23 protein-coding genes and 1 tRNA gene are annotated in these 25,141 nt (G+C 72.9%); 22 read left to right on the top strand and 2 right to left on the bottom strand.

Features of this window, described 5'->3' with window-relative positions:
- Positions 1–52 precede the first annotated feature (52 nt).
- From ABZ805_RS22500 to ABZ805_RS22465, 8 genes are all read left to right on the top strand, one after another.
- The gene (locus tag ABZ805_RS22500) at positions 53–715 is read left to right on the top strand and encodes a helix-turn-helix domain-containing protein (protein WP_358443577.1); all 663 of its coding nucleotides are present in this window, start codon (positions 53–55) and stop codon (positions 713–715) included.
- A gap of 18 nt (positions 716–733) precedes the next feature.
- Positions 734–826, top strand: a tRNA-Sec gene (locus ABZ805_RS22495).
- Positions 827–893: 67 nt separating this feature from the next.
- Entirely contained in the window at positions 894–1,289 is a 396-nt protein-coding gene (locus ABZ805_RS22490) for a DUF5313 family protein (protein WP_358443575.1), read from the top strand.
- A gap of 231 nt (positions 1,290–1,520) precedes the next feature.
- The gene (gene selA, locus ABZ805_RS22485; RefSeq protein ID WP_358443572.1) at positions 1,521–2,816 is read left to right on the top strand and encodes an L-seryl-tRNA(Sec) selenium transferase; all 1,296 of its coding nucleotides are present in this window, start codon (positions 1,521–1,523) and stop codon (positions 2,814–2,816) included.
- Positions 2,807–4,564: a selenocysteine-specific translation elongation factor gene (gene selB, locus ABZ805_RS22480; protein WP_358443569.1), complete on the top strand. Its 1,758-nt coding sequence runs from the start codon at positions 2,807–2,809 to the stop codon at positions 4,562–4,564. The genes selA and selB overlap by 10 nt, the downstream gene beginning before the upstream one ends.
- An 87-nt stretch (positions 4,565–4,651) precedes the next feature.
- Positions 4,652–5,593 (top strand): Ku protein, encoded by a 942-nt coding sequence (locus ABZ805_RS22475; RefSeq protein ID WP_358443566.1) that lies wholly within the window; start codon positions 4,652–4,654, stop codon positions 5,591–5,593.
- A gap of 14 nt (positions 5,594–5,607) precedes the next feature.
- Entirely contained in the window at positions 5,608–6,510 is a 903-nt protein-coding gene (ligD, locus tag ABZ805_RS22470; protein WP_358443563.1) for a non-homologous end-joining DNA ligase, read from the top strand.
- Between the two features lie 121 nt (positions 6,511–6,631).
- Positions 6,632–9,157, top strand: coding sequence for an ATP-dependent Clp protease ATP-binding subunit (locus ABZ805_RS22465; protein WP_358443561.1), 2,526 nt, complete (start codon positions 6,632–6,634; stop codon positions 9,155–9,157).
- A gap of 167 nt (positions 9,158–9,324) precedes the next feature.
- On the opposite strand, the gene ABZ805_RS22460 is transcribed toward ABZ805_RS22465, so the two are convergent.
- On the bottom strand, positions 9,325–9,789 hold the full coding sequence (locus ABZ805_RS22460; protein ID WP_358443558.1) for a PPOX class F420-dependent oxidoreductase: 465 nt from the start codon (positions 9,787–9,789) through the stop codon (positions 9,325–9,327).
- 334 nt (positions 9,790–10,123) lie between these two features.
- Between ABZ805_RS22460 and ABZ805_RS22455 the strand changes: the two genes are divergently transcribed.
- From ABZ805_RS22455 to nusB, 10 genes are all read left to right on the top strand, one after another.
- Complete coding sequence (locus tag ABZ805_RS22455) at positions 10,124–10,753, top strand: hypothetical protein (RefSeq protein ID WP_358443556.1); 630 nt, start codon at positions 10,124–10,126, stop codon at positions 10,751–10,753.
- A 42-nt stretch (positions 10,754–10,795) separates the two neighbouring features.
- Positions 10,796–12,391 (top strand): molybdopterin-dependent oxidoreductase, encoded by a 1,596-nt coding sequence (locus ABZ805_RS22450; RefSeq protein WP_358443553.1) that lies wholly within the window; start codon positions 10,796–10,798, stop codon positions 12,389–12,391.
- Between the two features lie 122 nt (positions 12,392–12,513).
- Complete coding sequence (locus ABZ805_RS22445) at positions 12,514–13,170, top strand: fasciclin domain-containing protein (RefSeq protein ID WP_358443550.1); 657 nt, start codon at positions 12,514–12,516, stop codon at positions 13,168–13,170.
- 85 nt (positions 13,171–13,255) lie between these two features.
- On the top strand, positions 13,256–14,236 hold the full coding sequence (locus tag ABZ805_RS22440) for a phytoene/squalene synthase family protein (protein WP_358443606.1): 981 nt from the start codon (positions 13,256–13,258) through the stop codon (positions 14,234–14,236).
- A complete protein-coding gene (locus ABZ805_RS22435) occupies positions 14,233–14,937 on the top strand; it encodes a class I SAM-dependent methyltransferase (RefSeq protein ID WP_358443548.1) in 705 nt (234 codons plus the stop codon). The genes ABZ805_RS22440 and ABZ805_RS22435 overlap by 4 nt, the downstream gene beginning before the upstream one ends.
- On the top strand, positions 14,930–16,447 hold the full coding sequence (locus tag ABZ805_RS22430; RefSeq protein ID WP_358443545.1) for an FAD-dependent oxidoreductase: 1,518 nt from the start codon (positions 14,930–14,932) through the stop codon (positions 16,445–16,447). The genes ABZ805_RS22435 and ABZ805_RS22430 overlap by 8 nt, the downstream gene beginning before the upstream one ends.
- A gap of 517 nt (positions 16,448–16,964) precedes the next feature.
- A complete protein-coding gene (locus ABZ805_RS22425) occupies positions 16,965–18,464 on the top strand; it encodes a beta-xylosidase (RefSeq protein WP_358443542.1) in 1,500 nt (499 codons plus the stop codon).
- A 102-nt stretch (positions 18,465–18,566) separates the two neighbouring features.
- Positions 18,567–19,676 (top strand): aminopeptidase P family protein, encoded by a 1,110-nt coding sequence (locus ABZ805_RS22420; protein ID WP_358443539.1) that lies wholly within the window; start codon positions 18,567–18,569, stop codon positions 19,674–19,676.
- Between the two features lie 93 nt (positions 19,677–19,769).
- Positions 19,770–20,336 carry an elongation factor P gene (efp, locus tag ABZ805_RS22415; RefSeq protein WP_358443536.1) on the top strand — a complete coding sequence of 189 codons (567 nt, stop codon included), beginning with the start codon at positions 19,770–19,772 and terminating at the stop codon, positions 20,334–20,336.
- Between the two features lie 90 nt (positions 20,337–20,426).
- Positions 20,427–20,906 carry a transcription antitermination factor NusB gene (gene nusB / locus ABZ805_RS22410; RefSeq protein ID WP_358443533.1) on the top strand — a complete coding sequence of 160 codons (480 nt, stop codon included), beginning with the start codon at positions 20,427–20,429 and terminating at the stop codon, positions 20,904–20,906.
- Positions 20,907–21,048: 142 nt separating this feature from the next.
- On the opposite strand, the gene ABZ805_RS22405 is transcribed toward nusB, so the two are convergent.
- Complete coding sequence (locus ABZ805_RS22405) at positions 21,049–21,537, bottom strand: transcriptional regulator (protein ID WP_009943043.1); 489 nt, start codon at positions 21,535–21,537, stop codon at positions 21,049–21,051.
- Positions 21,538–21,854: 317 nt separating this feature from the next.
- On the opposite strand from ABZ805_RS22405, the gene pyrR reads away from it, so the two are divergent.
- From pyrR to ABZ805_RS22385, 4 genes are all read left to right on the top strand, one after another.
- Positions 21,855–22,460 carry a bifunctional pyr operon transcriptional regulator/uracil phosphoribosyltransferase PyrR gene (gene pyrR / locus ABZ805_RS22400; protein ID WP_358443529.1) on the top strand — a complete coding sequence of 202 codons (606 nt, stop codon included), beginning with the start codon at positions 21,855–21,857 and terminating at the stop codon, positions 22,458–22,460.
- The gene (locus ABZ805_RS22395; RefSeq protein ID WP_358443526.1) at positions 22,460–23,392 is read left to right on the top strand and encodes an aspartate carbamoyltransferase catalytic subunit; all 933 of its coding nucleotides are present in this window, start codon (positions 22,460–22,462) and stop codon (positions 23,390–23,392) included. Before pyrR ends, ABZ805_RS22395 begins: the two co-directional genes overlap by 1 nt.
- Positions 23,389–24,690 (top strand): dihydroorotase, encoded by a 1,302-nt coding sequence (locus ABZ805_RS22390; RefSeq protein WP_358443524.1) that lies wholly within the window; start codon positions 23,389–23,391, stop codon positions 24,688–24,690. Before ABZ805_RS22395 ends, ABZ805_RS22390 begins: the two co-directional genes overlap by 4 nt.
- On the top strand, positions 24,690–25,141 hold a 452-nt coding region (locus ABZ805_RS22385), incomplete at its 3' end, for a transporter (protein WP_358443521.1). The genes ABZ805_RS22390 and ABZ805_RS22385, both read left to right, overlap by 1 nt.

Genomic DNA, 25,141 nt, shown 5'->3' with positions numbered 1-25,141 from the left:
GGCCCCGCTCGTCAAGCACGAACCCGCCGATCAGCGCCGATACGATGCGGCCATGACCGACGAGCCGGACCCCCGGGCGCACTACCGGCAACCCCTCCAGGCCCGCAGCGCCGCCACCCTGGCGCGCGTGCTGGAAGCCGCCGAGGAACTCGCCTTCGACATCGGCCTCGAACAGCTCACGGTCAGCGGCGTCGCCGAGCGCGCCGGAGTCTCCGTCGGCTCCATCTACCGCCGCTTCGACGGCAAGGACCAGCTGCTGGCCGCCCTCACCGACCGGATGCTGCACCAGCGCGAAGCCGACCTCGCCGAAGCGCTGCGCACCGCCGAACCGACCCTGCCGGGCGTGCTGCACGCCTACACCGAGGCGCTGCTGCGCTCGTTCACCTCGACCCGCTCGCTGTTCCCCTACCTGCTGCGCACCGGCGAGATCGACGTCCTCGACCGGGGTGCCCGCACCATCACCGAGGTGCACCGGCTGCTGCTGGACGCCGCCGCCCCGCACACCGCCGAGATCCGCCGCGACGACCCGCGCGCCGCCCTCGACGCCGTGGCACGCGCACTGCTGGGCGCCTGCTTCCACAACTCGGTGCGCCCCGACCGGCCCGCCGACGAGCAGGCCCTGCACCGCTACGCCGACGAGCTCGCCGAGATGGGCCTCGCCTACCTGTCCACCCCGGACCGCCGCCGTCCCGCGCGCGACCCGGACCCGGCGTAGGTTCGGGCGCGCGGCAGAGGAGGCGTCAGGGCGCCTGGTGGCCCCCGCGGTCTTCAACACCGACGTGGCCGAGCACCTCGGTCAGGCGGGTTCGATTCCCGTCCGCCTCCGCCGCACCAGGCCCGCGCCGGCCCGGCACCGACCGGGCGCGGCCACGGCGGCGACTAGGATCCCCGTCGTGGCGATCGAGCGTCCCGGCCCTCTGCGGTGGCTGTACTACCAGTACGGCGGCACGCTGCCCGCCGCCTACCGGGAGTGGGTGCTGCGGGACGCGACCTGCTCGACGTGGGTGCTGCGGGTGTGCGTGCGCGGCCTGCTGCACGTGCTGCCGCTGATCGCGCTGGTCTTCGCGGTGCTGTGGTGGGCCGGTGGTTCCTGGCCGATCGCGCTGGGCTCGGTGCTGCTCGGGGTGCTGGTGGTGCTGCGGATCGTGCTGACCAGTTCGGTGGAGAGCGTCGACGCGCGACTGGCCCGGCACGGCTTCCCGCCCGGCCACGGCTCCGCCGTCCGCTCCCGCATGGACGCCGAAGCCGCAGCCCGCTACCGAGCCACCTGGCGCGGCGAACAACCCTGACACTTCCCGCGATCCAGCGGTTCTCCCGTCAGCGGCGCAGCCGCTGAGCCGTCGACCACCCGAGCACCCGGCACCGCAGCGGGTTCTCAGCGGTGTTCTCACGAGGACGACGTTGTCGCTTGTGGCGGAGCCACCGGTGAAAACGATCCCGCAGCGACGAGGACGCTGAGGTTCCGCCCCCACGCGACAGAAGTCGAGCGCCCCCGAAGCGCTGCTCCTAGGCTGCGGCTCATGGACTTGCGGCGCCGGATCCCCGCCACGGACCAGGTCCTCGACGACCCGCTGCTGAGCAGCGCCGCCGACCGGCTCGGCCGCGACGTGGTGCGCCAAGCGGTCCGCGACGCCCAGCAGCAGGCCCGCCTCGGGCACCTGCCACCCGAGCGGGTCACCGCCGCCGCCCTCGCCGCGCTGCCCGACACCGCCTGCCGGATGCGGCGGGTCCTCAACGCCAGCGGGGTGCTGCTGCACACCAACCTCGGCCGCGCCCCGCTCTCCGACGCCGCGCTCGAGGCCGTCCGCGCCGCCGCGGGCACCACCGACGTCGAACTCGACCTCGCGACCGGCGCCCGCGGACCCCGCGGCCGCAGCACCCGCGACGCACTGCTGGCCGCGGTGCCCGCCGCCGAGGACGCGCACGTGGTCAACAACGGGGCCGCCGCCCTCGCCCTGGCGGCCACCGCGCTCGCCGCCGGCCGCGAGATCGTGCTCGCCCGCGGGGAGCTCGTCGAGATCGGCGACGGATTCCGCATCCCCGATCTGCTCACCGCCACCGGCGCGCGGCTGCGGGAAGTCGGCACCACCAACCGCGTCCACCTCGACGACTACCGGGACGCGATCGGCCCCGACACCGGTTTCGTGCTCAAAGTGCACCCGTCGAACTTCCGCATCACCGGCTTCACCTCCCAGGTCCCCGTCGCCGACCTGCGCGCGCTGCCGGTGCCGGTGGTCACCGACATCGGATCCGGGCTGCTGCACCCCCACCCCCGGCTGCCCGCCGAACCGGACGCGCAACGCACCCTCGCCGCCGGGGCCGACCTGGTCACCGCCAGCGGCGACAAACTCCTCGGCGGCCCCCAAGCCGGACTGCTGCTGGGCACCACCGACCTGATCACCCGGCTGCGGCGGCACCCGCTGGCCCGCGCGCTGCGCGTCGACAAGCTCACCCTCGCCGCCCTCGAAGCCACCGTCCGCGGACCCGCCACCCCCACCGCCCGCGCCCTCGACCGCACCCAGGACGACCTGCTCGCCCGCGCCCACCGCATCGCCGCCGCCCTGCGCGCGCACGGCATCGACGCGGACACCTGCCGCAGCACCGGCACCGTCGGCGGCGGCGGCGCACCCGGCGTCGACCTGCCCAGCGCCGCGATCACCCTGCCCGCCCGGTGCGCCACCGCCCTGCGCACCGCCCCCACCCCGGTGCTCGCCCGCGTCGAACAGGACCGCTGCCTGCTCGACCTGCTCGCCATCGCCCCTGCCGACGACGACCTGCTCGTCGAGACCACCACGGCGGCCACCCGATGCACGTGATCGCGACCGCCGGGCACGTCGACCACGGCAAGACCACGCTGCTGCGGCTGCTCACCGGCATGGAACCCGACCGGCTGGTGCAGGAACGCGACCGCGGCATGACCATCGACCTCGGCTTCGCCTGGACCACCCTCGGCGCACGCACCCTCGCGTTCGTCGACGTCCCCGGCCACGAACGGTTCGTGCCCACCATGCTCGCCGGCGCCGGACCCGCACCCGCGGTGCTGTTCGTCGTCGCCGCCGACGAAGGCTGGCGACCGCAATCCGGCGAACACCTCGCCGCGCTGCACGCCCTCGGCGTCCGCCACGCCCTGCTGGCCATCACCCGCACCGACCTCGCCGACCCCACCACCGCCGAAACCCAGGCGCGCGAACACCTCGCCGACACCGCGCTCGGCACCCCACCCGCCGTGCACGTCAGCAGCCGCACCGGCACCGGCCTGCCCGACCTGCGCACCGCGCTGGCCGCGCTCACCGACTCGCTGCCCACCCCCGACACCACCGCCCCGGTGCGGCTGTGGATCGACCGGGCCTTCACCCTCCGCGGCGCAGGCACCATCGTCACCGGCACCCTCACCGCAGGCACCCTGCGCACCGGCGACCGGCTGCTGCTGCACCCCGGCGGACGCGACGTCGCGGTGCGCGGACTGCACGCCCTCGGCGAACCCCGCGGCCGGATCACCGCCACCGCCCGCGTCGCCGTGAACCTGCGCGGCATCCCCCTCGACCAGGTGCGCCGCGGGCACGCCCTGCTCACCCCGCACAGCGGACTCGGCAGCGACCTGCTCGACGTGCGCCTGCCGGACACCGACCCCGTCGACCTGCCCCGGCACCTCGTGCTGCACCTCGGCTCCGCCGCCGTACCCGCCCGCATCCGCCCGCTCGGCCCCCGCACCGCCCGCCTCGCCCTCCGCGCACCGCTACCGGTGCGCATCGGCGACCGGATCCTGCTGCGCGACCCCGGAGGCCACCACATCCACGGCGCCGACCTGCTCGACGTGCGACCCCCACCGCTGCGCCGCCGCGGCGCGGCCCGCGACCGCGCCCGCGAACTCGACACCCTGCCCACCACCCCCGACGGCACCGGCGAACTGCGGCGCCGCAAGCTGGTCCGCCGCGACGAACTGCGCGCCATGGGCGCCGAACCACCCGCCGACGCACCCACCGCCCACGGCTGGCTGCTCGACCCCGCCCACCGCGACACCCTCGCCGAACACCTCGTGCACCTGCTGCACGACCACCGCGACCAGCACCCCCTCGACGCGGGCCTCAGCCTCGAAGCCGCCCGCCGCGCCCTGCACCTGCCCGACCCCGCCCTGCTCGAACCGGTCCTGCACACCCCCGCCGCCCGCGACGTGCACCGCGGCGACGGCAGGCTGCACCTGGGCACCGCACCGTGGCCCCCCGAGATCGCCGCCGCGCTGCGCGCCCTGCGCACCGCGCTGCACGCCGACCCGTTCACCGCGCCCACCGCCGCCGAACTCCACGACCTCGGCCTCGGACCGGCCGCCCTGGCCGCCGCCGCCCGCGCAGGCGAACTGCTGCGCCTGGCCCCCGGCGTGGTGCTCTCCGCAGGCGCCGACCACCGCGCCCTCGACGTCCTCGCCACCCTCCCCCAACCGTTCACCCCCGCCGAGGCGCGCCGCGCCCTGCGCACCACCCGCCGCGTCGCCCTGCCCCTGCTGGAACTGCTCGCCCGCGACCGCCGCACCGAACGCCTCCCCGACGGCACCCACCGGCTGCGCTGACCCCGCGGCTCCGTGCGATCAGCCCGACCGCGGCGCATCGTGGGAGACGTGGCGGGCCGGGTCGCCCGGCAGCGAGGGAGGCACGTCATGGCGCGCAAGATCTGGACCGGTTCGATCAACTTCGGCCTGGTGACCATCCCGGTCGGCCTCTACGCCGCCACCGAGGACCACAGCCCCTCCTTCCACCAGTACCAACGCGGCACCACCGACCGCGTCCGCTATAAGCGCGTCAACGAACGCACCGGCGACGAGGTCGACTACGGCGAGATCGTGAAGGGCCGCGAAGTCGACGGCGCCCTGATCACCGTCGACCAGGACGAGCTCGACGAGATCGCCCCCGGCCGCTCCCGCACCATCGACATCACCTCCTTCGTCGACCTCGACGAGATCGACCCGGTGTACTTCCAGCGCACCTACTGGCTGGCCCCCAACGCCAAGGAGAACCACCGGCCCTACGACCTGCTGCGCCGCGCCATGGAGCAGACCAACCAGGTCGGCATCGCCACCTTCGTGCTGCGCGGCAAGGAGTACCTCACCGCCGTGCGCGCCGACGACACCGCACTCGCCCTCAACACGCTGTTCTTCGCCGACGAGATCCGCGACCCCGGCGAGATCATCGACGACACCGCGGGCACCGCGCCCTCCGACAAGGAGATCGAGATGGCCGAGACCGTCATCGAGTCCATGACCGGCGCATGGCACCCCGAGGACTACGAGGACACCTACACCGACCGCGTCGAACGCCTGCTCGCCGACAAGGCCCGCGGCGTCGAACCCGCCGCCGAGGCCGAGCCCGCCACCGACAGCGGCGTCATCGACCTCACCGACGCGCTGCGCCGCAGCGTCGAACAAGCCCGCGGCACCCGCGGACGCGGCGGCGCGCGCGCAGACGAGCTGGGCGACCTCACCAAGGGCGACCTCGACAAGCGCGCCAAGGAACTCGGCATCCGCGGCCGCTCCAAGATGAACCGCGCCGCACTCGAAGACGCCGTCCGCGACGCCACCCACGGCTCGCGCGCCGCGTCCTGACCGGGACCGCCACCGTGGGACGAGTGACCGTGCGGGTCCAGGACCGCGAACTCACCCTGTCCAACCTGGACAAGGTCCTCTACCCGGCCTGCGGGTTCCGCAAGGGCGACGTCATCGACTACTACCGGCGCATCTCCCCCGTGCTGCTGCCGCACCTGCGCGACCGCGCCACCACCCTCATCCGCTACCCCGACGGCGTCGACGCCGGCTCGTTCTACGAGAAGAACGTCTCCCGCCACGCCCCCGACTGGGTGCCCACCGCCCGCCTCGTGAGCGGCGCCGACGGCACCGGCCGCGCCGTCAACCACCACGTGCTCATCGACTCCCTGCCCACCCTGGTGTGGACCGCGAACCTCGCCGCACTCGAACTGCACGTGCCGCAGTGGACCGTCGGCGAGCACGACACCCGCCACACCCCCGACCTGCTCGTGTTCGACCTCGACCCCGGACCGCCCGCCACCATCGTCGAGTGCTGCCGCGCCGCCGAACTCCTGCACGAGCGGCTGCGCGCCGACGGGCTGCGCACCTACCCGAAGACCAGCGGCGCCAAGGGGATGCAGCTGTACTGCCCGGTGCGCACCGACCGCTCCGACCGCACCTCCGCCTACGCCAAGCGGCTCGCCCGGCAACTCGCCGCCGAACATCCCGACGCGCTGCTGGCGAAGATGGACCGCGCCGCCCGCACCGGCAAGGTCTTCCTCGACTGGAGCCAGAACAACCCCGCCAAGACCACCGTCGCCCCCTACTCGCTGCGCGCCCGCGACCGGCCCACCGCCTCCACCCCCCTCACCTGGGACGAGGTGCACGCCTGCCGCGAACCCGAACAGCTGCGCTTCACCGCCGACGACGTCCTCGACCGGGTCGAACGCCACGGCGACCTCCTCGCCGACCTGCACACCGACCCGCACCCGCTATGACCCCCACCGGACGCCTGTGGGATGGCGCACCCGGCGGAATCCCGCCGCGGGACGGGCGTGTTTGAGCCGAGCAGACCCGCGGGAAGACAACGAGGAGTTTCACGGCACGAGAGAGGTGACCATGACCGGCTTCTTCGGCACCGGAGGGTTCGGTTCGAGCCCGTTCGACGACTTCCTGGCCCGCTACCTCTCCGGTGGTGACGGCCCGAACCAGCCGCAACGAGTCGACCTCACCCGCCTGATGAGCAGGCACGCCCAAGACCTCGTGGCCGCCGCAGCCCGCCTCGCCGTCGAACACGGCGGCCGCGACCTCGACACCCACCACCTGCTGTGGGCCGCGACCCGCTCCGAGACCACCCGGGCCATGCTGGAGCGCGCGGGCGCCGACCCCGACTCGCTGGCGCAACGCATCGAACAGCAGCTGCCCGGCGGCGACGCCGTCGAACAACCCCCGGCGCTCACCCCCGCCGCCAAGCGCACCCTGCTCGAATCGCACCAGATCGCCCGCGCCGTCGGCGCCTCCTACATCGGCCCCGACCACCTGCTGCTGGCCCTGGCCGCCAACCCCGACTCCCAAGCCGGGAGACTGCTCGCCGCAGCCCACGTCACCCTCGAATCGCTGCAGACCGGCCCCACCGACACCGCCCAGCCCAGGCCCGACACCGCAGAGACCAGCAGCAGCACCCCCACCCTCGAACAGTTCGGCCAAGACCTCACCGCCAAGGCCCGCGACGGCGGCCTCGACCCCGTCATCGGCCGCGACGACGAGATCGAGCAGACCATCGAAGTGCTCTCCCGCCGCACCAAGAACAACCCGGTGCTCATCGGTGAAGCAGGCGTCGGCAAGACCTCCGTCGTCGAAGGACTCGCCCAGCGCGTCGTCGACGGCCAGGTCCCCGACGTGCTCAAGGACAAGCGCGTCGTCCAGCTCGACCTCGCGGGCGTCGTCGCGGGCACCCGCTACCGCGGCGACTTCGAAGAGCGCATGAACAAGCTCCTCGACGAGATCAGCAGGCACCGCGACCAGCTGATCATCTTCATCGACGAGCTGCACACCGTCGTCGGCGCGGGCGGATCCGACGGCGCCGTCGACGCCGGCAACATGCTCAAACCCAAGCTCGCCCGCGGCGAACTGCACGTCGTCGGCGCCACCACCCTCGACGAATACCGCACCAACATCGAGAAGGACGCCGCGCTGGAACGCCGCTTCCAGCCCATCACCGTCGACGAACCCAGCGTCGCCGACACCCAGCGGATCCTCTGCGGCCTCCGCGACCGCTACGAAGCCCACCACCAGGTCCGGTTCCACGACGACGCCATCCGCGCCGCCGCCGAACTCGCGGACCGCTACATCACCGACCGGTTCCTGCCCGACAAGGCCATCGACCTCATCGACCAGGCAGGCGCCCGCAAACGGCTGCGCACCGGCACCCCCGACACCGACCTGCGCGAACTCGAACAGCACTACGACGAACTGGCCCGCGACAAAGCCCAGGCCATCGCCGAGGAGGACTACGAGCGCGCCGCGAACCTGCGCGACGAACTCGGCTCGGTCCGCGACCGCATCCGCTCCCAACGCCAAGGCGAAGGCGACATCCCCGTCGTCGGCCGCGAGGAGATCGCCGACGTCGTCTCCCGCGCCACCGGCATCCCCGCCACCCAGCTCACCGAGCAGGAGAAGACCCGGCTGCTCAACCTCGAAGACCAGCTGCACAAGCGCGTCGTCGGCCAGGACGAAGCCGTGCACGCCATCGCCCGCGCCGTCCGCCGCTCCCGCACCGGCATGGGCGACCCGAACCGGCCCGTCGGCACCTTCCTGTTCCTCGGCCCCACCGGCGTCGGCAAGACCGAACTCGCCCGTGCCCTGGCCGAATCCCTCTTCGGCGACCAGGACCGCATGGTGCGCCTGGACATGAGCGAATTCCAAGAAGCCCACACCGCCAGCCGCATGGTCGGCTCCCCACCCGGCTACGTCGGCTACGGCGAAGCCGGCCAGCTCACCGAAGCGGTGCGGCGCCGCCCCTACTCGGTGATCCTGCTCGACGAGATCGAGAAGGCCCACCCCGACGTGTTCAACACCCTGCTGCAAGTCCTCGACGACGGGCGGCTCACCGACGGGCAGGGCCGCACCGTCGACTTCAGCAACACCGTGCTGATCATGACCAGCAACCTCGGGTCCGACATCATCTCGCAGCGCTCCGGAGTCCTCGGCTTCTCCAGCCGCGACCAGGAACAAGCCGACGAACCCGCCCGCGACCGGCTCATGGCCCGCCTCCGCGACGCGTTCCGCCCCGAATTCCTCAACCGCATCGACGAAGTCGTCGTGTTCCGCAGGCTCGAAACCGACCAGCTGCACCGCATCACCGAACTGCTGCTCGGCGACACCCGCGAACGCCTCGGCACCCAGGACATCGAAGTGGACTTCAGCAACGCCGCCGTCGACTGGATCACCGAACACGGCCACCAGCCCGACTACGGCGCCCGCCCGCTGCGGCGCACCATCCAGCGCGAAGTCGACGACTCCCTGTCCGAACTGCTGCTGGAAGGCAGGCTCGGCGAAGGCCAGCGCGTCGAAGTCGACACCTCCGGCGACCAGCTGACCTTCGAGATCAGGCCCGCCCTCGAAACCGGCGCCGGAACCTCCTGACCGCCACCCGAAGGCGGAGGCAACCGAAAACATCGGCACGGAGGGTGACTAATCGGCTCCGGTGAGTTACGCTGGTGATCGCCGCCGCACCTCCCCCTCGTGCGGCGAAGGACGCCCAGGGCTTGGACCCCCAGCAAGCCCTGGGCGTCACTCACACCAGCAGCGGCTCACTCCACCAGCCGCGCCGGGAAACCACCCGTGGCGATCGGACCCCACGACTCGATCGACACCCGGATCAGCGACTTGCCCTGCTCGCGCATCGCCTCCCGGTACTCGTCCCAATCCGGATGCTCCCCCGAAATGCACCGGAAGTACTCCACCAGCGGCTCCACGCTCTCCGGCGGATCCACCACCTCCGCCGACCCGTCCACCTGCACCCACGGGCCGTTGAACTCGTCCGAGAGCACGCACACCGACACCCGCCCCGACCGGCGGACGTTCACCGCCTTCGCCCGCTCCGGATACGTCGACACCACGATCCGCCCCTGCCCGTCCACCCCGCACGTCACCGGCGAGATCTGCGGACGACCCGACGCCCGCTCCGTCACCAGCAGCGCACGATGCCGCGGACGCAGGAACTCGAGCAGCTCCGGGAGCTCGACCCGATCATTGGTAGCGATGCTGGGAGCCACGGTGATCCTTCCGGCCCGACTGAACTGTCCGGGCGAAAACCTACCCCAGCACCCCGACACACACCCCGCACCACCACGAACCCCGTGACGATAATGCCGCCCACACAGGTGTTTCCACCGATCACACGCGCCATGTGAGTGACGAAAGACCCTGCGATCTGCGCGCGGCGACCCGTAGCCTCACCCACGGCGGCCCCGGCCGGGAACACCCGGCCGCAGGGTGCAGGGGGCACCACCCGCCGCCGAACCGGGGACACCAGCGGACACGGCCACCGGCCACCCGCACCGCACGCGCGCCGCACCTCCCACCGGCCCGCGGAACCGGGGGACGACCTTGCCCAGAACCGACGCGGTCGCACGCGAATTCCTGCGCTACCTCTACGCCGAAGACCACTTCCGCCCCGAGGTCGCCGCCTTCCTGCACAGCCCGCACGCCCACACCCTCACCCCACCACCCGAGCACCACGAACTCGCCGCCGCCATCGACGCCCTGCGCCACCACCAACTCGTCGCCACCGGCCACGAACACGCCGACGGACTCCCCCTCCGCGCCGGCCTCACCGGCACCGGACTCATCTGCGTCAGCGAACACGACGGCGACCTGCACACCTGGCAACGCACCGGCACCACCGTGCTCACCGCACCACCACCCGCACCCCACGTCATCCACCCGCGCCCCGCCACCGTCCCCCGCGACTCCCTCCACGGCATCGCCCGCGTCGCCCGCGTCTGCCTGCTCGCCCTCCCCACCGTCCACGCCCGCTACGGCGAAGACGAACTCGTCCACCGCACCGCCCGACAACTCTTCGACGCCACCCGCACCACCCACCCCGACCCCCGCCGCATCCGCCACCTCACCACCCGGCTGCGCACCGAACTCAGCACCGGCACCATCGCCAACACCCTCGGCGTCGTCCTCCTCGACAGCCTCGACGAAGCCGTCCGCGAAGCCCAACTCCCCTGAACCAGCACCAATCCCCCCACCCCGCCGCTACGAACCGGTCACGTGCACCCCGCCCACCCACACCGGATCACCCCGGCCGCCGCCACCTGGTGCGGCCTCGCCGCCACCGCCACCGCCCTCGGCACCGGACACCTCGTCGCCGCCCTCATCGAACCCCGCGCCTCCCCCTTCCTCGCCGTCGGCAACGCCGCCATCGACCGCACCCCCGAACCCGTCAAGCACTTCGCCATCACCACCTTCGGCCAAGCCGACAAACTCGCCCTGCTCACCGGCATGGCCCTCGTGCTCACCGCCCTCGCCGCCACCGCAGGACTCCTCTCCCGCCGCACCCCCCTCCCCGGCACCGCCCTCATCACCGCCGCCGGACTCCTCGGCACCGCCGCCGTGCTCACCCGCCCCGACACCGGCACCGCAGGAATCCTCGCCCCACTCACCGCCACCCTCGCCGGCATCGCCGCCTTCCGCGCCCTGCACCGCACCGCACCCACCACCACGACCCCACCACCGCCACCCACCCACGACCCGCACGACACCCTCGAAGAACCACTCGACCCCGCACTCCTGCCCGGCACCACCCACCCCGACCGGCGCCGCTTCCTCGCCACCTCCGCCGCCATCACCGCCACCGCAGGACTCACCGCCACCACCGGCGCACTCCTCTCCGGCGGCCGCGACACCGAAACCGCCCGCCGCACCATCGCCCGCACCCTCCCACCCGCCAGCACACCCACCCCCGGCACCGACTTCGCCGACGCAGGCACCCCCACCTTCATCACCCCCAACGACGACTTCTACCGAGTCGACACCGCGCTGAGCATCCCCCGCATCGACCTCACCGACTGGCGACTGCGCGTCCACGGCATGGTCGACCGCGAACTCGACCTCGACTTCACCGCACTGCGCCGCTTCCCCCAGACCACCCGCACCATCACCATGACCTGCGTCTCCAACGAAATCGGCGGCCCCTACACCTCCACCGCCGAATTCACCGGCGTCCCCATCCGCGACGTCCTCCTCGCCGCCGGAATCCGACCCGGCGCCGAGCAGGTCTTCAGCACCAGCACCGACGGCTTCACCGCCGGAACCCCCGTCGACGTGCTCCTCGAACCCGACCGCGGCGCCCTGCTCGCCTACGGCATGAACGGCGAACCCCTCCCCGCCGCCCACGGATTCCCCGTCCGCATGGTCACCCCCGGCCTCTACGGCTACGTCTCCGCCACCAAATGGCTCACCGACCTCGAACTCACCACCTTCGACCAACAGGCCTACTGGATCCGGCGCGGCTGGGGACGCCTCGCCCCCATCAAGATCCAATCCCGCATCGACACCCCCGGCGGCTTCGGCCGCATCCCCGCCGGACGCACCACCATCGCCGGCACCGCATGGGCCCAACCCATCGGCATCGAACGCGTCGAAGTCCGCGCCGACGGCGGACCCTGGCACACCGCCCGACTGTCCACAGAGGTCAACCCCAACACCTGGCGCATGTGGCGCTGCGAACTCGACCTCCCACCCGGCGGCCACACCATCGAATGCCGCGCCACCGACCACAACGGCACCACCCAAACCCCCCGCCGCGCACCCGTCCTCCCCGACGGCGCCACCGGCTGGCACTCCGTCTTCTGCACCGCCCGCTGACCCCAGCCGCACATTCCGGAAAAAAACCACCGATCCGACCCGTCCAGAACCACCTCCGCACCGAACACACCACGACAACAACCGAAAGCGCCCCGGGCGAAACCCGAGAGGAACACTCCCCCATGACGATCCGCCGCCACGCCGCTGCGATCACCGGCACCACCGCCGCCCTCGCCCTCGCCCTCACCGCCTGCGGACAAGGCCAGCAGGACGACGCCCCCGCCGCCCAGCCGCCCGCACCCGCACCCGCGCCGGCCCCCGCCGCCGACGGCGTCACCACCGCCGACGACGTCTTCGGCCCCGGCTGCTCCCAGGTCCCCACCGACCCCAACGACCCCGGCTCCGTCCAGGGCATGATCGACGACCCGGTCGGCACCGCCGCGAGCAACAACCCCCTGCTCACCAAGCTCACCGCCGCCGTCCAGGCCGCCGGACTCGGCGACACCCTCAACAAGGGCGACGCGAACTACACCGTCTTCGCCCCCGCCGACCCCGCCTTCGACGCCATCCCCGCCGACACCCTCAACGCCATGCTCACCGACCCCGCCCAGAAGCAGCAGCTCACCGACCTGCTCACCTACCACGTCGTCCCCCAGCGCATGGACGCCGACGGCATCGCCCAAGCCGGCAAGCTCCCCACCGCCCAAGGCGACGAACTCACCGTCGAAGGAAGCGGCGACAACCTCAAGATCAACGGCGCCTCCGTGCTGTGCGGCAACGTCCCCACCGCCAACGCCACCGTCTTCGTCGTCGACAAGGTCCTCATGCCCGGCGAATGACACCCACCGGGGTGGCCCGGCCCACGTGCGGGCGGCGCTGACGAGCGCCGCCCGCACCCCGTGTGCTTCGATCTCCACCGTGGACGTGCCGAACCGGGAACACCGGCGCCCCGCCCGAGAAACCTCACCCACGGCGCGGCGCGAACTCGACGCCGCAGGCATCCACGACCCCGCCCTCCGCACCGCCTACCACCGCTGCCGCGCCCTCAACGCCCACCACGGCCGCACCTACTTCCTCGCCACCCGGCTCCTCCCCGCCGCCGACCGGCCCGCCGTGCACGCCCTCTACGGCTTCGCCCGCTGGGCCGACGACATCGTCGACGACACCACCACCCCCACCGACACCCGCGAACGCGAACTCCACCGCCTCGACGCCGCCCTCCACCGCGCCCTGCACCACGGCGACACCGAGCACCCCGCACTCGCCGCCGTCGCCGACACCGCGCACCGCTACCGGCTCCCCACCGGCCTGTTCACCGACTTCATGCGCTCCATGCGCATGGACCTGCGCATCGCCGAATACCCCACCCGCGCCGCGCTCGACGACTACGTCCACGGCTCCGCAGGCGTCATCGGCCTCCAAGTCCTCCCCGTCCTCGGCACCACCGGACCCCGCGAACACGCCGCACCCCACGCCGCCGCCCTCGGATTCGCCTTCCAGCTCACCAACTTCCTCCGCGACGTCGGCGAAGACCTCGACCGCGGCCGCGTCTACCTCCCCGCCGACGAACTCGCCGCCTTCGGCGTCGACACCGACCGGCTGCACTGGTGCCGCCGCACCGGACGACCCGACCCACCCGTCCGCCGCGCCCTCAGCGACCAGGTCGCCCGCACCCGCGCCCTCTACCGCGACGCCGAACCCGGCATCGCCCTCCTGCACCCCGCCGCCCGCCCCTGCGTGCGCACCGCGCACCTGCTCTACGGCGAAATCCTCGACCTCATCGTCGAATCCGGATACCAGGTCTTCGCCCACCGCCTCGCCGTGCCCACCCACCGGCGACTCGGCGTCGCCGCACCCCGGCTGCTCGGCGCCCTCACCACCCGAGCCCTCCGGCGCCGCCGATGACACCCCAGGTCACCAGCCTCTTCGACCACGGCGGCCGCGACTACGACGCGCTCGTCGCCGCCAACCCCGGCTACCACCGCGACCTGCACCGCGCCGCCCGGCACCTCCACCTCCCCGGCGACGGGCGCGGCCTGCACCTGCTCGACCTCGGCTGCGGCACCGGCGCCTCCACCCGCGCCCTGCACCAAGCCCTGCCCGCCGCCACCATCACCGCCGTCGACGGCTCCGCCCGCATGCTCGCCCGCGCCCGCGAGAAGACCTGGCCCACCACCGTCCGCTTCGTCCACGCCGACGCCCGCCACCTCACCGCCGCCGGCGTGCACGGCCCCTTCGACGGCATCCTCGCCGCCTACCTGCTGCGCAACCTCCCTGACCCGGACGCCGGACTCCACCTGCTGCACGACCTGCTCCGCCCCGGAGCACCCCTGGCCGTGCACGACTACTCGCTGCCCCACCGCCGCGCCGACCGGCTGCTGTGGCACGCCGTGTGCTGGACCGTGATCATCCCCGCCGGACGGTGGGTCACCGGCGACACCGCGCTCTACCGCTACCTGTGGCGCAGCGCCCTCGACTTCGACTCCCCGCCAGAACTCGCCGCCCGAATGCGCCGCACCGGCTTCACCGGCGTGCACGTCGAACACACCGCCGGGTGGCAGCGCACCCTCACCCACACCTTCCTCGGGAGGAGACCCGTTGCGTGACCCGCGCGCCGTCCGCCACCCCGCGCACCCCGGCGCCGAACGGCTCCGCGGCCCCGCGCCCCGCGCCGCCGTCATCGGCGGCGGCATCGCCGGACTCGCCGCCGCCGCTTGCCTCGCCGACCGCGGTATCCACGTGCAGCTGCTGGAACGCGAACAGCACCTCGGCGGCCGCGTCGGCGGCTGGGACACCACCCTCACCGACGGGTCCGCGGTCGCCATGAACCGCGGCTTCCACGCCTTCTTCCGCCAGTACTACAACCTGCGCCGCCTGCTGCGCCGCGCCGACCCCGACCTCCGCGGGCTCGTGCCGATCCCCGAATACCCCCTGCTGAGCTCGGACGGCAGCACCGACACCTTCGCCGGACTGCCCCGGACACCACCGTGGAACGCGCTCGGCTTCGTCGCCCGCAGCCCCACCTTCCACTGGCGCGACGTGCCCGCCATGAACCTGCGCGCCGCAGCAACCCTCGCCGACGTGCGAGTGCCCGGCGTCTACGCCCGGCTGGACGGCACCAACGCCGCCGACTACCTGCGCCACATCGGATTCCCGCCCGCCGCGCGGCACCTGGCGTTCGAGGTGTTCTCCCGCAGCTTCTTCGCCCCGCCCACCGAACTCTCCGCAGCCGAACTCGCGCTGATGTTCCACCTGTACTTCCTCGGCTCCAGCGAAGGACTGCTGTTCGACGTGGCCGCCGACTCCTTCCCCACCGCCCTCTGGGAACCGCTGCGCGCCCACCTCGAAGAACGCGGCGTGCGGTTCCGGCTCGGCACCGAAGTCGCGGAGATCTCGCACCGCGGCCCGCGCGAACTGACCGCGCACCCCGTCGACGGCGAACCCGTGCCCGCCGACGCCGTGGTGCTCGCCACCGAACTCGGCGGGGCGCAGCGCATCCTCGACGCCTCCCCCGAACTCGCGCACCGCGGGTGGCGGGACCGGATCGGAGAGCTGCGCAGCGCACCGCCGTTCCTCATCTCCCGGTTCTGGCTGGACCGGCCGGTACGCGCCGACCGGCACGCGTTCCTCGGCACCAGCGGCTTCGGACCGGTCGACAACATCAGCGTGCTGGAGCGCTACGAACGGGACGCCGCCCGGTGGACGCGCGCGCACGGCGGCTCCGTCGTCGAAGTGCACTGCTACGCGCTGCCGCCCGACGCGACCGTCGACGGGATGCGGCCCCGGGTACTCGACGAACTGCACCGGGTCTACCCGGAGACCGCCGCGGCCGGCATCGTCGACGAACGCCACGAGCTCCGCGCGGACTGCCCGCTGTTCCCGCCCGGCGGATTCGCGCAGCGCCCCGCGATCACCACCCCGGAACCCGGACTGGTGCTGGCCGGTGACCACGTGCGCGTCGACCTGCCGGTGGCGCTGATGGAACGGGCCGCGACCAGCGGGATGCTCGCGGCGAACCGGTTGCTGCGGCAGTGGGGGCTGCGCGGGCACGACGTGTGGACAGTGCCGACAACCGGACGCTCCCCCCTGCTCCGGGTTGCCTCCGGCTACGCCTGAGGCTTCTCCTTCCACTCCTGTTGCTCGGGGAGCCGGTGGCGGAACCTCAGCGCTTTCCTCGCTGCGGGATCGTTTTCACCGGTGGCTCCGCCACAGGAGAAAACGCTGTCCTCGCGAGGAAAGCGCTGAGAACCCGCGGCGGTGCCGGTTGCTCGGGTGGTCGGCTGTTCAGCGGCTGCGCCGCTGACGGGAAACCGACGAGACCCGCCGGGCGGGTTCAGAGACGGGCGGTCAGCGGTTCCCTCGTTGCGGGATCGATTTCACCGGTGGCTCCGCCACGGGCGAAATCGCTGTCCTCGCGAGGAAAGCGCTGAGTACCCGCTGCGGTGCGAGTTGCTCGGGTGGTCTCTGTTCAGCGGCTTCGCCGCTGACGTGACGAGGCGCGGTTCCAGGGTTCGGGAAGTCGGGCGGATCCGGCTCGGGGGCCAAGACCGTCTCTTAAACTGGGGTGGCCCGGGGTCGTCCGGGAATCCCGCGCGGGGGCGGGAGATCGCACGGGGGAAGGCTCTTTCCGCTCATGGTCGAACGATCCCGCCCGTCCGGGCGGGTGCGCGCGCTGGTCCCGCTCGGCGCGGCGCTCGCACTGCTCACGGCGTGCGCCCTGCCGGACGCGCAGCCGTCCCCGCCGACCCGGTTCGACCGGCCCGTCGAGCGCAGCCTGAGCAGCAGCACCCTGCGCACCGCGCACGAGCGGTCCAGCGACGGCGTGGTGGCCTCCGGCGGTGATCCGGCGCCGTACAACTACGCGCCGACGGTGCTCGCCGAACCGGACGGCGAAGGCATGCACCACCGGGCCTGGTGGTGCAGCCAGCTGCCGGGGATCGGACCGCCCGGCGACGACGTGCTGTTCGCCGAATCCGGTGCGCTGGACCGGGAATTCACCGCCGACGGGGCTCCCGCGGTTCCGGTGTTCACCGCCGAACCGGGCGCGTTCGACGGCAAGCACACCTGCGACCCGTCCGTGCTGCGCACCGGCGGCCGGTACTACCTGTACTACACGGGCGCCGCCGCCGAGCACGCGCACGGCAACGCCATCGGCGTCGCGAGCAGCACCGACGGGCGCGCGTGGCGGCGGGAGGCGGGCGGCAGGTCGATCGTGCGGCCGTCGGGGGAGGTGCACCGGGCCAACGACTACGGCGCCGGGCAGCCCTCGGCGCTGTTCCTGGACGGCTGGTTCTACCTGATGTTCACCGACACCACCGCCTCCGGAGCCGGGTGGAACGGCGCCGGGCAGTTCGTGCTGCGTGCCAGGGACCCGGAGTTCACCGACCGGGTGCAGTCGCTCGACGACACCGGTTTCACCCCGGCCGGCACCACCGACGCGGCCCGGCGGCGGTCCGTGGTGGACGCGTTCAGCGCGGACTGGACGTGGAGCGACGCGCTGCAGGCGTTCCTGATCGCGCACCAGACCGAGCAGGGCACCACGATCACCTCCTGGGACCGCGACTTCACCCGCCATCCGTACGCACCGCTGCTGGTGCCGGGACCGTGGCGGGAAGGGCCGGGTCTGGTGCGCGGCGATGACGGGCACGCGCCCACCTCCACCGCGGACCCGTGCGGCACGGTCCCGGTGGACCTGCTGCGCGCCACCGAACCCGATCCGGCGCCGACGGCGCTGCGCTCCTTCGGGCTGGACGTGGTCGGCGTGCGCGGCTGCGCCGACCCGGCGGGTGCCCGCGACGTGCTGGAGGCGTTCGGGGTGCCGTCGCCGGAGCGCACGGTGGACGTGGTGCGCGGCGGGCGGAAGGTGCGGGTGGAGCGCCGTTCGGTGGCGGCGACGATGGTGCGCCGCGTCCTCGACGAGCGGGTGCCCGCGCTGGAGGACGTGCCGGTGGCGGGGACCGTCCGCGCCGGGGCGCCGGTGCTGCGGTCCCCGGCGGGGGAGCTGGTCGTGCTCGACGACCACGACCGCGCCTGGACGATCTTGGCGGACAGCGCGGCCGCGAACGACTCGCCGGTGACCGACCTGGACCAGCAGGCCTGGGACGCCCTGCCTCGCGCAGGCGACCTCCGCTGACCCCGGGGTGGCGGCCCGTCGGCCCGGGTGGCTCCGGAGGGCCGCCTGGCGCCTTCCCGTTACGGGCGTGGCCTGGCGAGATGTCTGGTTAGGCTGGTGCGCATGCCCGAGACGCACGCCCGACGCCGCCAAGCCCTGCGCGACCTGCTCCGCCGAGCGGACCTGGACGCGGTCCTGGTCACCGATCTGCTCAACATCCGCTACCTGACCGGCTTCACCGGTTCGCAGGCCGCGCTGGTGGTGCACGCCGCCGACGAGCCCGGCGCCGAGCGGGGCACCGCGTTCAGCACCGACGGCCGCTACCGCACCCAGTCCGCCGAGCAGGTCCCGGACCTGGAACGGCTCATCGAGCGGCCCAGCGAACTCGTGCTGGCCGAGCACCTCGCCCAGGATCCGGCCCGCTACCGGCGCACCGGCTTCGAGAGCGGCCACGTCACCGTGGACGGCCTCGACGTGCTCGCCGCCGCGGCCCCCGGGATCGAGCTCGTCCGCGCGCCCGGCCTGGTGGAGGACCTCCGCCTGATCAAGGACGCCGCCGAGGTGGACGCGCTGCGGATGGCCTGCGCGGCCGCCGACCGGGCGCTGGCCGACCTCATCGAGCACGGTGGCCTGCGCCCCGGCCGCACCGAACTGGAGGTGGCCCGCGAGCTGGAGGCCCGGATGCGCGAGCACGGCGCCGCAGGCCCGTCCTTCGAGACGATCGTGGCCGCGGGCGCGCACTCGGCGATCCCGCACCACCGGCCCACCGGCGCGGTGCTGGCCGCGGGCGACTTCGTGAAGATGGACTTCGGTGCGCTGGTGGACGGCTATCACTCGGACATGACCCGCACCGTGGTGCTCGGTTCCCCCGCCGATTGGCAGCGCGAGATCTACGAGCTGGTGCGCACCGCGCAGGCGGCCGGGCGGGAGGCGGTGCGCCCCGGCGCGGACGTGCGCGAAGTGGACGGCGCGGCCCGGAAGGTGATCGAGGACGCGGGGTACGGCGAGCGGTTCCCGCACGGCCTCGGCCACGGCGTCGGCCTCGAAATCCATGAGGCACCGGCGTTGTCGCAGCGGGGGGACGGTACGATTCGAGAGGGGATGGTGGTCACCGTCGAACCCGGCGTGTACGTGCCGGAGCGTGGCGGGGTCCGCATCGAGGACACCCTGGCCGTGCGCGCGAGCACGCCGGAACTCCTCACCTTGACGACCAAGGAGCTCGTCGCCGTCTGAGCGCGGTGCGCGTGCGGCCGATGACGTTACGGCGGCGCCGCACGCCGCCTCAGTTGTCAACCGCAGCCCGCATCACATGGAGAGACCGGACACGTGGCATCCACGAACGACCTCAAGAACGGACTCGTGCTCAAGATCGACAACCAGTTGTGGTCGGTCGTGAACTTCCAGCACGTCAAGCCGGGCAAGGGCGGCGCCTTCGTGCGCACCACGCTGAAGAACGTGCTCTCCGGGAAGGTCGTCGACAAGACCTTCAACGCGGGGGTCAAGGTCGAGACGGCGAACGTGGACCGCCGCGAGATGACCTACCTCTACGACGACGGCACCGATTTCGTCTTCATGGACCAGGACACCTACGACCAGGTGACCGTGTCGCGCCCGGTCGTCGGCGACGCGGCGAACTACATGCTGGAGAACAGCAACGTGGTCATCGCCCGCCACGACGACGAGCCGCTGTACGTGGAGCTGCCCGCCTCGGTGGAGCTGTCCGTCTCGCACACCGACCCCGGTGTGCAGGGCGACCGGTCCACCGGCGGCACCAAGCCGGCGACGCTGGAGACCGGCGCGGAGGTCCAGGTCCCGCTGTTCCTGAACACCGGCGACAAGGTCAAGGTCGACCCGCGCGACGGCCGCTACCTGGGTCGCGTCAACACCAAGTGATTCGTTCCCGCCGCGCCCGCGGCCCCGTCGGCGCGTCCGGCAGGGCCGCGGTTCGCGCCGGGCGGGGGACACCGGAAAGAGAGTTGTGAGTTGGGCTCACGGAGCAAGGCCCGCAAACGCGCGGTGGACGTCCTGTACGAGGCCGACCTGCGCGGTCTCGACGCGGTGACGTTGCTGTCCGAGCGGCTCGCCGCGCCCGAGGCCGCGCCCGTCGCGGACTACTCGGTGACGCTCATCGAGGGCGTCGCGGGCAACCGGCAGCGCATCGACGACGTGCTCGTCGAGCACGCCGAGGGCTGGACGTTGAGCCGGATGCCCGCGGTGGACCGGGCCGTGCTGCGGCTGGGCCTCTACGAGCTGCTGTGGAGCGAGGACGTGCCGCCCGCGGTCGCCATCGACGAGGCCGTGGAGCTGGTGAAGGCGCTGTCCACGGACGACTCGCCGCGGTTCGTCAACGGCGTGCTGGGCCGGATCGCCGGGATCAGCGACCGGCTGCGGACGTCGATCCGGAACCTGGAGGCCGCCGAGGCCGCGGCGCGGGAGCGCGCCGAGTCCGACGCGCAGAACTGATCGATCGACCCGCGGGGGCGCCGATGCGTCCCCGCGTTCGTCGTATCCGCACCCGGAAATCGGTTTCCCGGGTCGAGCGCAGGACGGCTGCGGCCCCGTCCCCGGGTTCCGGGGCGGGGCCGCAGCAGCCGCGTTCGCGAGTTCACTCCTCCCGAGCGGGTCGTGCCTCGGGCGGCAGGACGCCCCAGTCGATGAGCTGTTCGGTCAGCTCGCCGGGGGTCATGTCGTAGATGATGGCGAGGGATCGCAGGTCCTCGGTCCGGATGGACAGCACCTTGCCGTTGTAGTCGCCGCGCTGGCTCTGGATGGTCGCCGCGTACCGGGCGAGAGGCCCGACCTTCTCGGCAGGCAACTGCTGCAACCGCTCCAGGTTGATCACGACCTTGGTGGCCGGTTCGGCGCCGGAGGGAACCCGCCCCTCCGGGAGTAGCTCCGCGACCGGAACACCGTAGAAGTCGGCCAGTTCGGCGAGCTTCTGGACGGTGACCGCTCGGTCGCCACGTTCATAGGACCCGACGACCACGGCCTTCCACCGCCCGCCTGACTTCTGCTCGACGCCGTGCAGCGAGAGACCCTGCTGCTGGCGGATAGCGCGGAGCTTGCCGCCCAGCGCCTTGGCGTAGTCGCCCATGTGGCGTTTCTCCGTTTCATTCGCCCCGTCAGCCTAGACCGGATGCCGGGGAGGAAAGCTCAGATTGATACGGAGAGTAATGTTCGCTCGCAAGTGTCACTAGGTCAAGTTGGTCTTCCTATGCCGCCAGGGCGAGTACTCACACACCACCCGGACGATTGACCTGCGGACGCTGATAGCGTACAAGGCGAACCCGGTGGTCACCTGGTGGCGATCCGAAGTTCGTTCCGGCGGGCGGGTGCACGCGCATCCCGTCCACTGGGGAATCAACCATCCTTTAAGGACCCGTCCAGTGAGGCGGGGAAGGAGGCTCGACCGTGGCGTCACGCCGGCAGGCGGGCGCGACGGACCCGGCCGGGCAGCGGGAGCTGCTCTCGGCCGGTGACGTTGCGCGCACGATCGCCCGCATCGCTCATCAGATCATCGAGAAGACCGCGTTGGACACCGCTGCGGAGGGCCCGGAGGCCCCGCGCGTGGTGCTGCTGGGAGTCCCGACCAGGGGCGTGCCGCTGGCCCGCCGCCTCGCCGCCCGGATCGCGGAGTTCAGCGGGGTGGAGGTGCCCACCGGCACCCTCGACATCACGCTCTACCGAGATGACCTGCGGACACAACCGAACCGGCCGCTGGAGCCGAGCAGCCTGCCGCCCGCCGGGATCGACGGCGCGCTGGTGGTGCTGGTCGACGACGTGCTGTTCTCCGGCCGCACGGTGCGCGCCGCCCTCGACTCGTTGCGGGACCAGGGCAGACCGAGCGCGGTGCAGCTGGCGGTGCTGGTGGACCGCGGGCACCGGGAGCTGCCGATCCGCGCCGACTACGTCGGCAAGAACGTGCCGACCTCGCGCAGCGAGGAGGTCGCGGTGCGGCTCGCGGAGGTCGACGACGCGGACTCGGTGTTCATCCGGCGCAGCGAGGAGGTGCGGTGATGCGGCACCTGCTGTCCACCGAAGGCCTGGACGCGGCGACGGCGACCGCGGTGCTGGACACCGCGGGCACGCTGAAGCAGACGCTGCTGGGCCGCGAGGTGCGCAAGCTGCCCACGTTGCGCGGGCGCACCGTGATGACCATGTTCTACGAGAACTCCACCCGGACCCGGGTGTCGTTCGAGGTCGCCGGCAAGTGGATGAGCGCCGACGTGATCAACGTGTCGGCCTCGGCGTCCTCGGTCGGCAAGGGTGAGTCGCTGCGGGACACGGCGCTGACCCTCTCGGCGGCGGGCGCGGACTGCGTGATCGTGCGGCACCCCGCCTCGGGCGCGGCGCACCGGCTCGCGGGCTGGCTGGACGAGGCCGGGACGCAGGTCGTGAACGCCGGGGACGGGATGCACGAGCACCCGACGCAGGCGCTGCTGGACGCGGCGACGCTGCGGGAGCGCCTCGGGGAGCTGGCCGGGCGCAAGGTCGCGATCGTGGGGGACCTGCTGCACAGCCGGGTCGCGCGGTCGAACGTGCACCTGCTGCGCACCCTCGGCGTCGAGGTGGTGCTGGTGGCGCCGCCGACGCTGGTGCCGCACGGCATCGAGCACTGGGGCGCGGAGGTCGTGCACGAACTGGACCCGGTGCTGCCGGGCGTGGACGCGGTGATGCTGCTGCGGGTGCAGGCCGAGCGGATGCACGGCGGGTTCTTCCCGTCGGCCCGCGAGTACTCGATCGCCTACGGCCTCAACGAGAAGCGGCTGGCGAAGCTGCCGGAGCACGCCGTGGTGCTGCACCCCGGTCCGATGCTGCGCGGCATGGAGATCGCCCCGGCGGTGGCGGACTCGCCGCGCGCTGCGATCACCGAGCAGGTCCGCAACGGGGTCCACGTGCGCATGGCGGTGCTCTACCACCTGCTGGCCGGAGAGGAGATCGCGGCGTGAGCCGGGTGCTGATCAAGGAAGTCCGTCCCTACGGCGACGGCGACGCGGTGGACGTGCTGGTCGACGGCGAGCTGATCGCCGAGATCGGCGCGGACCTGGACGTCGAGGCCGATGAGGTCGTGCGCGGCGGGGGTGGTGTGCTGCTGCCCGGTTTCGTGGACCTGCACACCCACCTGCGCGAGCCGGGCCGCGAGGACACCGAGACGGTCGAGACCGGCTCGGTCGCGGCCGCGCTGGGCGGCTACACGGCGGTGTTCGCGATGGCCAACACCGACCCGGTGGCCGACAACGCGGTGATCGTGGAGCACGTGTGGCGCCGCGGCCTGGAGATCGGCCTGGTCGACGTGCACCCGGTGGGTGCGGTGACGGTCGGCCTGGGCGGTGAGCAGCTCGCGGAGCTGGGCACGATGGCGCGCTCGGCGGCCGGGGTGCGGATGTTCTCCGACGACGGCAAGTGCGTGCACGACCCGCTGGTGATGCGCCGCGCGCTGGAGTACGCGAAGGCGCTGGGCGTGGTGGTGGCCCAGCACGCCGAGGAGCCGCGGCTCACGGTCGGCGCGCAGGCCCACGAGGGCGCGAACGCGGCCCGGCTGGGACTGGCGGGCTGGCCCGCTCCCGCGGAGGAGTCGATCGTGGCGCGGGACTGCCTGCTGGCCGGGCACACCGGCGGCACGCTGCACGTCTGCCACGTGTCCACCGCGGGCACCGCGGAGATCCTGCGCTGGTGGAAGTCGCGCGGCGATGCGGGCGGCACGGTGTCGGCGGAGGTCACGCCGCACCACCTGCTGCTCACCGACGAGCTGCTGTCGACCTACGACCCGGTGAACAAGGTGAACCCGCCGCTGCGCACCGACGAGGACGTGCGGGCGCTGCGGCAGGCGCTGGCCGACGGCACCGTCGACTGCGTGGCCACCGACCACGCCCCGCACGCCGCGCAGGACAAGGACTGCGAGTGGTCGGCCGCCAAGCCGGGCATGCTCGGCCTGCAGACGGCGCTGGGCGTGGTGGCGCGCACGATGGTCGAGCCGGGCCTGCTGGACTGGCGCGGCGTGGCGCGGGTGCTCAGCGAGCGGCCCGCGCAGATCGCCGGGCTGGCCGACCAGGGCCGTCCGATCGCGGTGGGCGAGCCGGCGAACCTGGCGCTGGTCGACCCGGACGCGCGCTGGACGGTGCGCGGCGCGGAGCTGGCCAGCATCGCGGCGAACACGCCGTTCGAGGGCATGGAGCTGCCGGGCCGGGTGCGCGCGACGCTGCTGCGCAGCCGGATCACCGCGCACGAGGGCGAGGTGCGGCGCTGATGGAGCGGACGCTGTGGGTGCTGGTGCTGCTGGCGCTGCTGGTGCTGGTGTACTTCGGGATGCGCCGCGGCTGGCTGAACCGCAAGCGGCGCCAGGACGCGGAGTTCACCGCGTTCCCGGTGGCCCCGGAGGACGTGGCCGAGCGGCCCGCGCTGCTGGCCGATCAGACCGGCTTCTACGTGGGCAGCACGAAGGCCGGTGACTGGCAGGACCGGATCGTGGTCGGCGACATCGGGCACCGCGCGAACGCGGTGGCGAGGCTGCGCGACTCGGGCCTGCTGCTGGAGCGGACCGGCGCGAGTCCGATGTGGATTCCCGCGGAGTCCGTGCTGGACGCGCGCGTGGACCACAAGCTGGCGAACAAGGTCGTTCCCGGTGCGGGGCTGCTGGTGGTGACCTGGCGCCTGGGGGACCAGGACATCGACACCGGCTTCCGCGCGGACGACAAGTC

This window comes from Saccharopolyspora sp. NPDC047091 (assembly GCF_040643635.1).
Classification (GTDB): Bacteria; Actinomycetota; Actinomycetes; order Mycobacteriales; family Pseudonocardiaceae; genus Saccharopolyspora_C.
This window is presented reverse-complemented; position numbering and strand designations above follow the sequence as displayed.

Excerpts from the sequence above, each read along its gene's own strand:
- ABZ805_RS22500 (WP_358443577.1), top strand. The coding sequence starts at position 53 with ATGACCGACGAGCCGGACCCCCGGGCGCACTACCGGCAACCCCTCCAG.
- selA (WP_358443572.1), top strand. The coding sequence starts at position 1,521 with ATGGACTTGCGGCGCCGGATCCCCGCCACGGACCAGGTCCTCGACGAC.
- selB (WP_358443569.1), top strand. The coding sequence starts at position 2,807 with ATGCACGTGATCGCGACCGCCGGGCACGTCGACCACGGCAAGACCACG.
- ABZ805_RS22475 (WP_358443566.1), top strand. The coding sequence starts at position 4,652 with ATGGCGCGCAAGATCTGGACCGGTTCGATCAACTTCGGCCTGGTGACC.
- ABZ805_RS22465 (WP_358443561.1), top strand. The coding sequence starts at position 6,632 with ATGACCGGCTTCTTCGGCACCGGAGGGTTCGGTTCGAGCCCGTTCGAC.
- ABZ805_RS22445 (WP_358443550.1), top strand. The coding sequence starts at position 12,514 with ATGACGATCCGCCGCCACGCCGCTGCGATCACCGGCACCACCGCCGCC.
- ABZ805_RS22435 (WP_358443548.1), top strand. The coding sequence starts at position 14,233 with ATGACACCCCAGGTCACCAGCCTCTTCGACCACGGCGGCCGCGACTAC.
- ABZ805_RS22425 (WP_358443542.1), top strand. The coding sequence starts at position 16,965 with ATGGTCGAACGATCCCGCCCGTCCGGGCGGGTGCGCGCGCTGGTCCCG.
- ABZ805_RS22420 (WP_358443539.1), top strand. The coding sequence starts at position 18,567 with ATGCCCGAGACGCACGCCCGACGCCGCCAAGCCCTGCGCGACCTGCTC.
- ABZ805_RS22405 (WP_009943043.1), bottom strand. The coding sequence starts at position 21,537 with ATGGGCGACTACGCCAAGGCGCTGGGCGGCAAGCTCCGCGCTATCCGC.
- ABZ805_RS22395 (WP_358443526.1), top strand. The coding sequence starts at position 22,460 with ATGCGGCACCTGCTGTCCACCGAAGGCCTGGACGCGGCGACGGCGACC.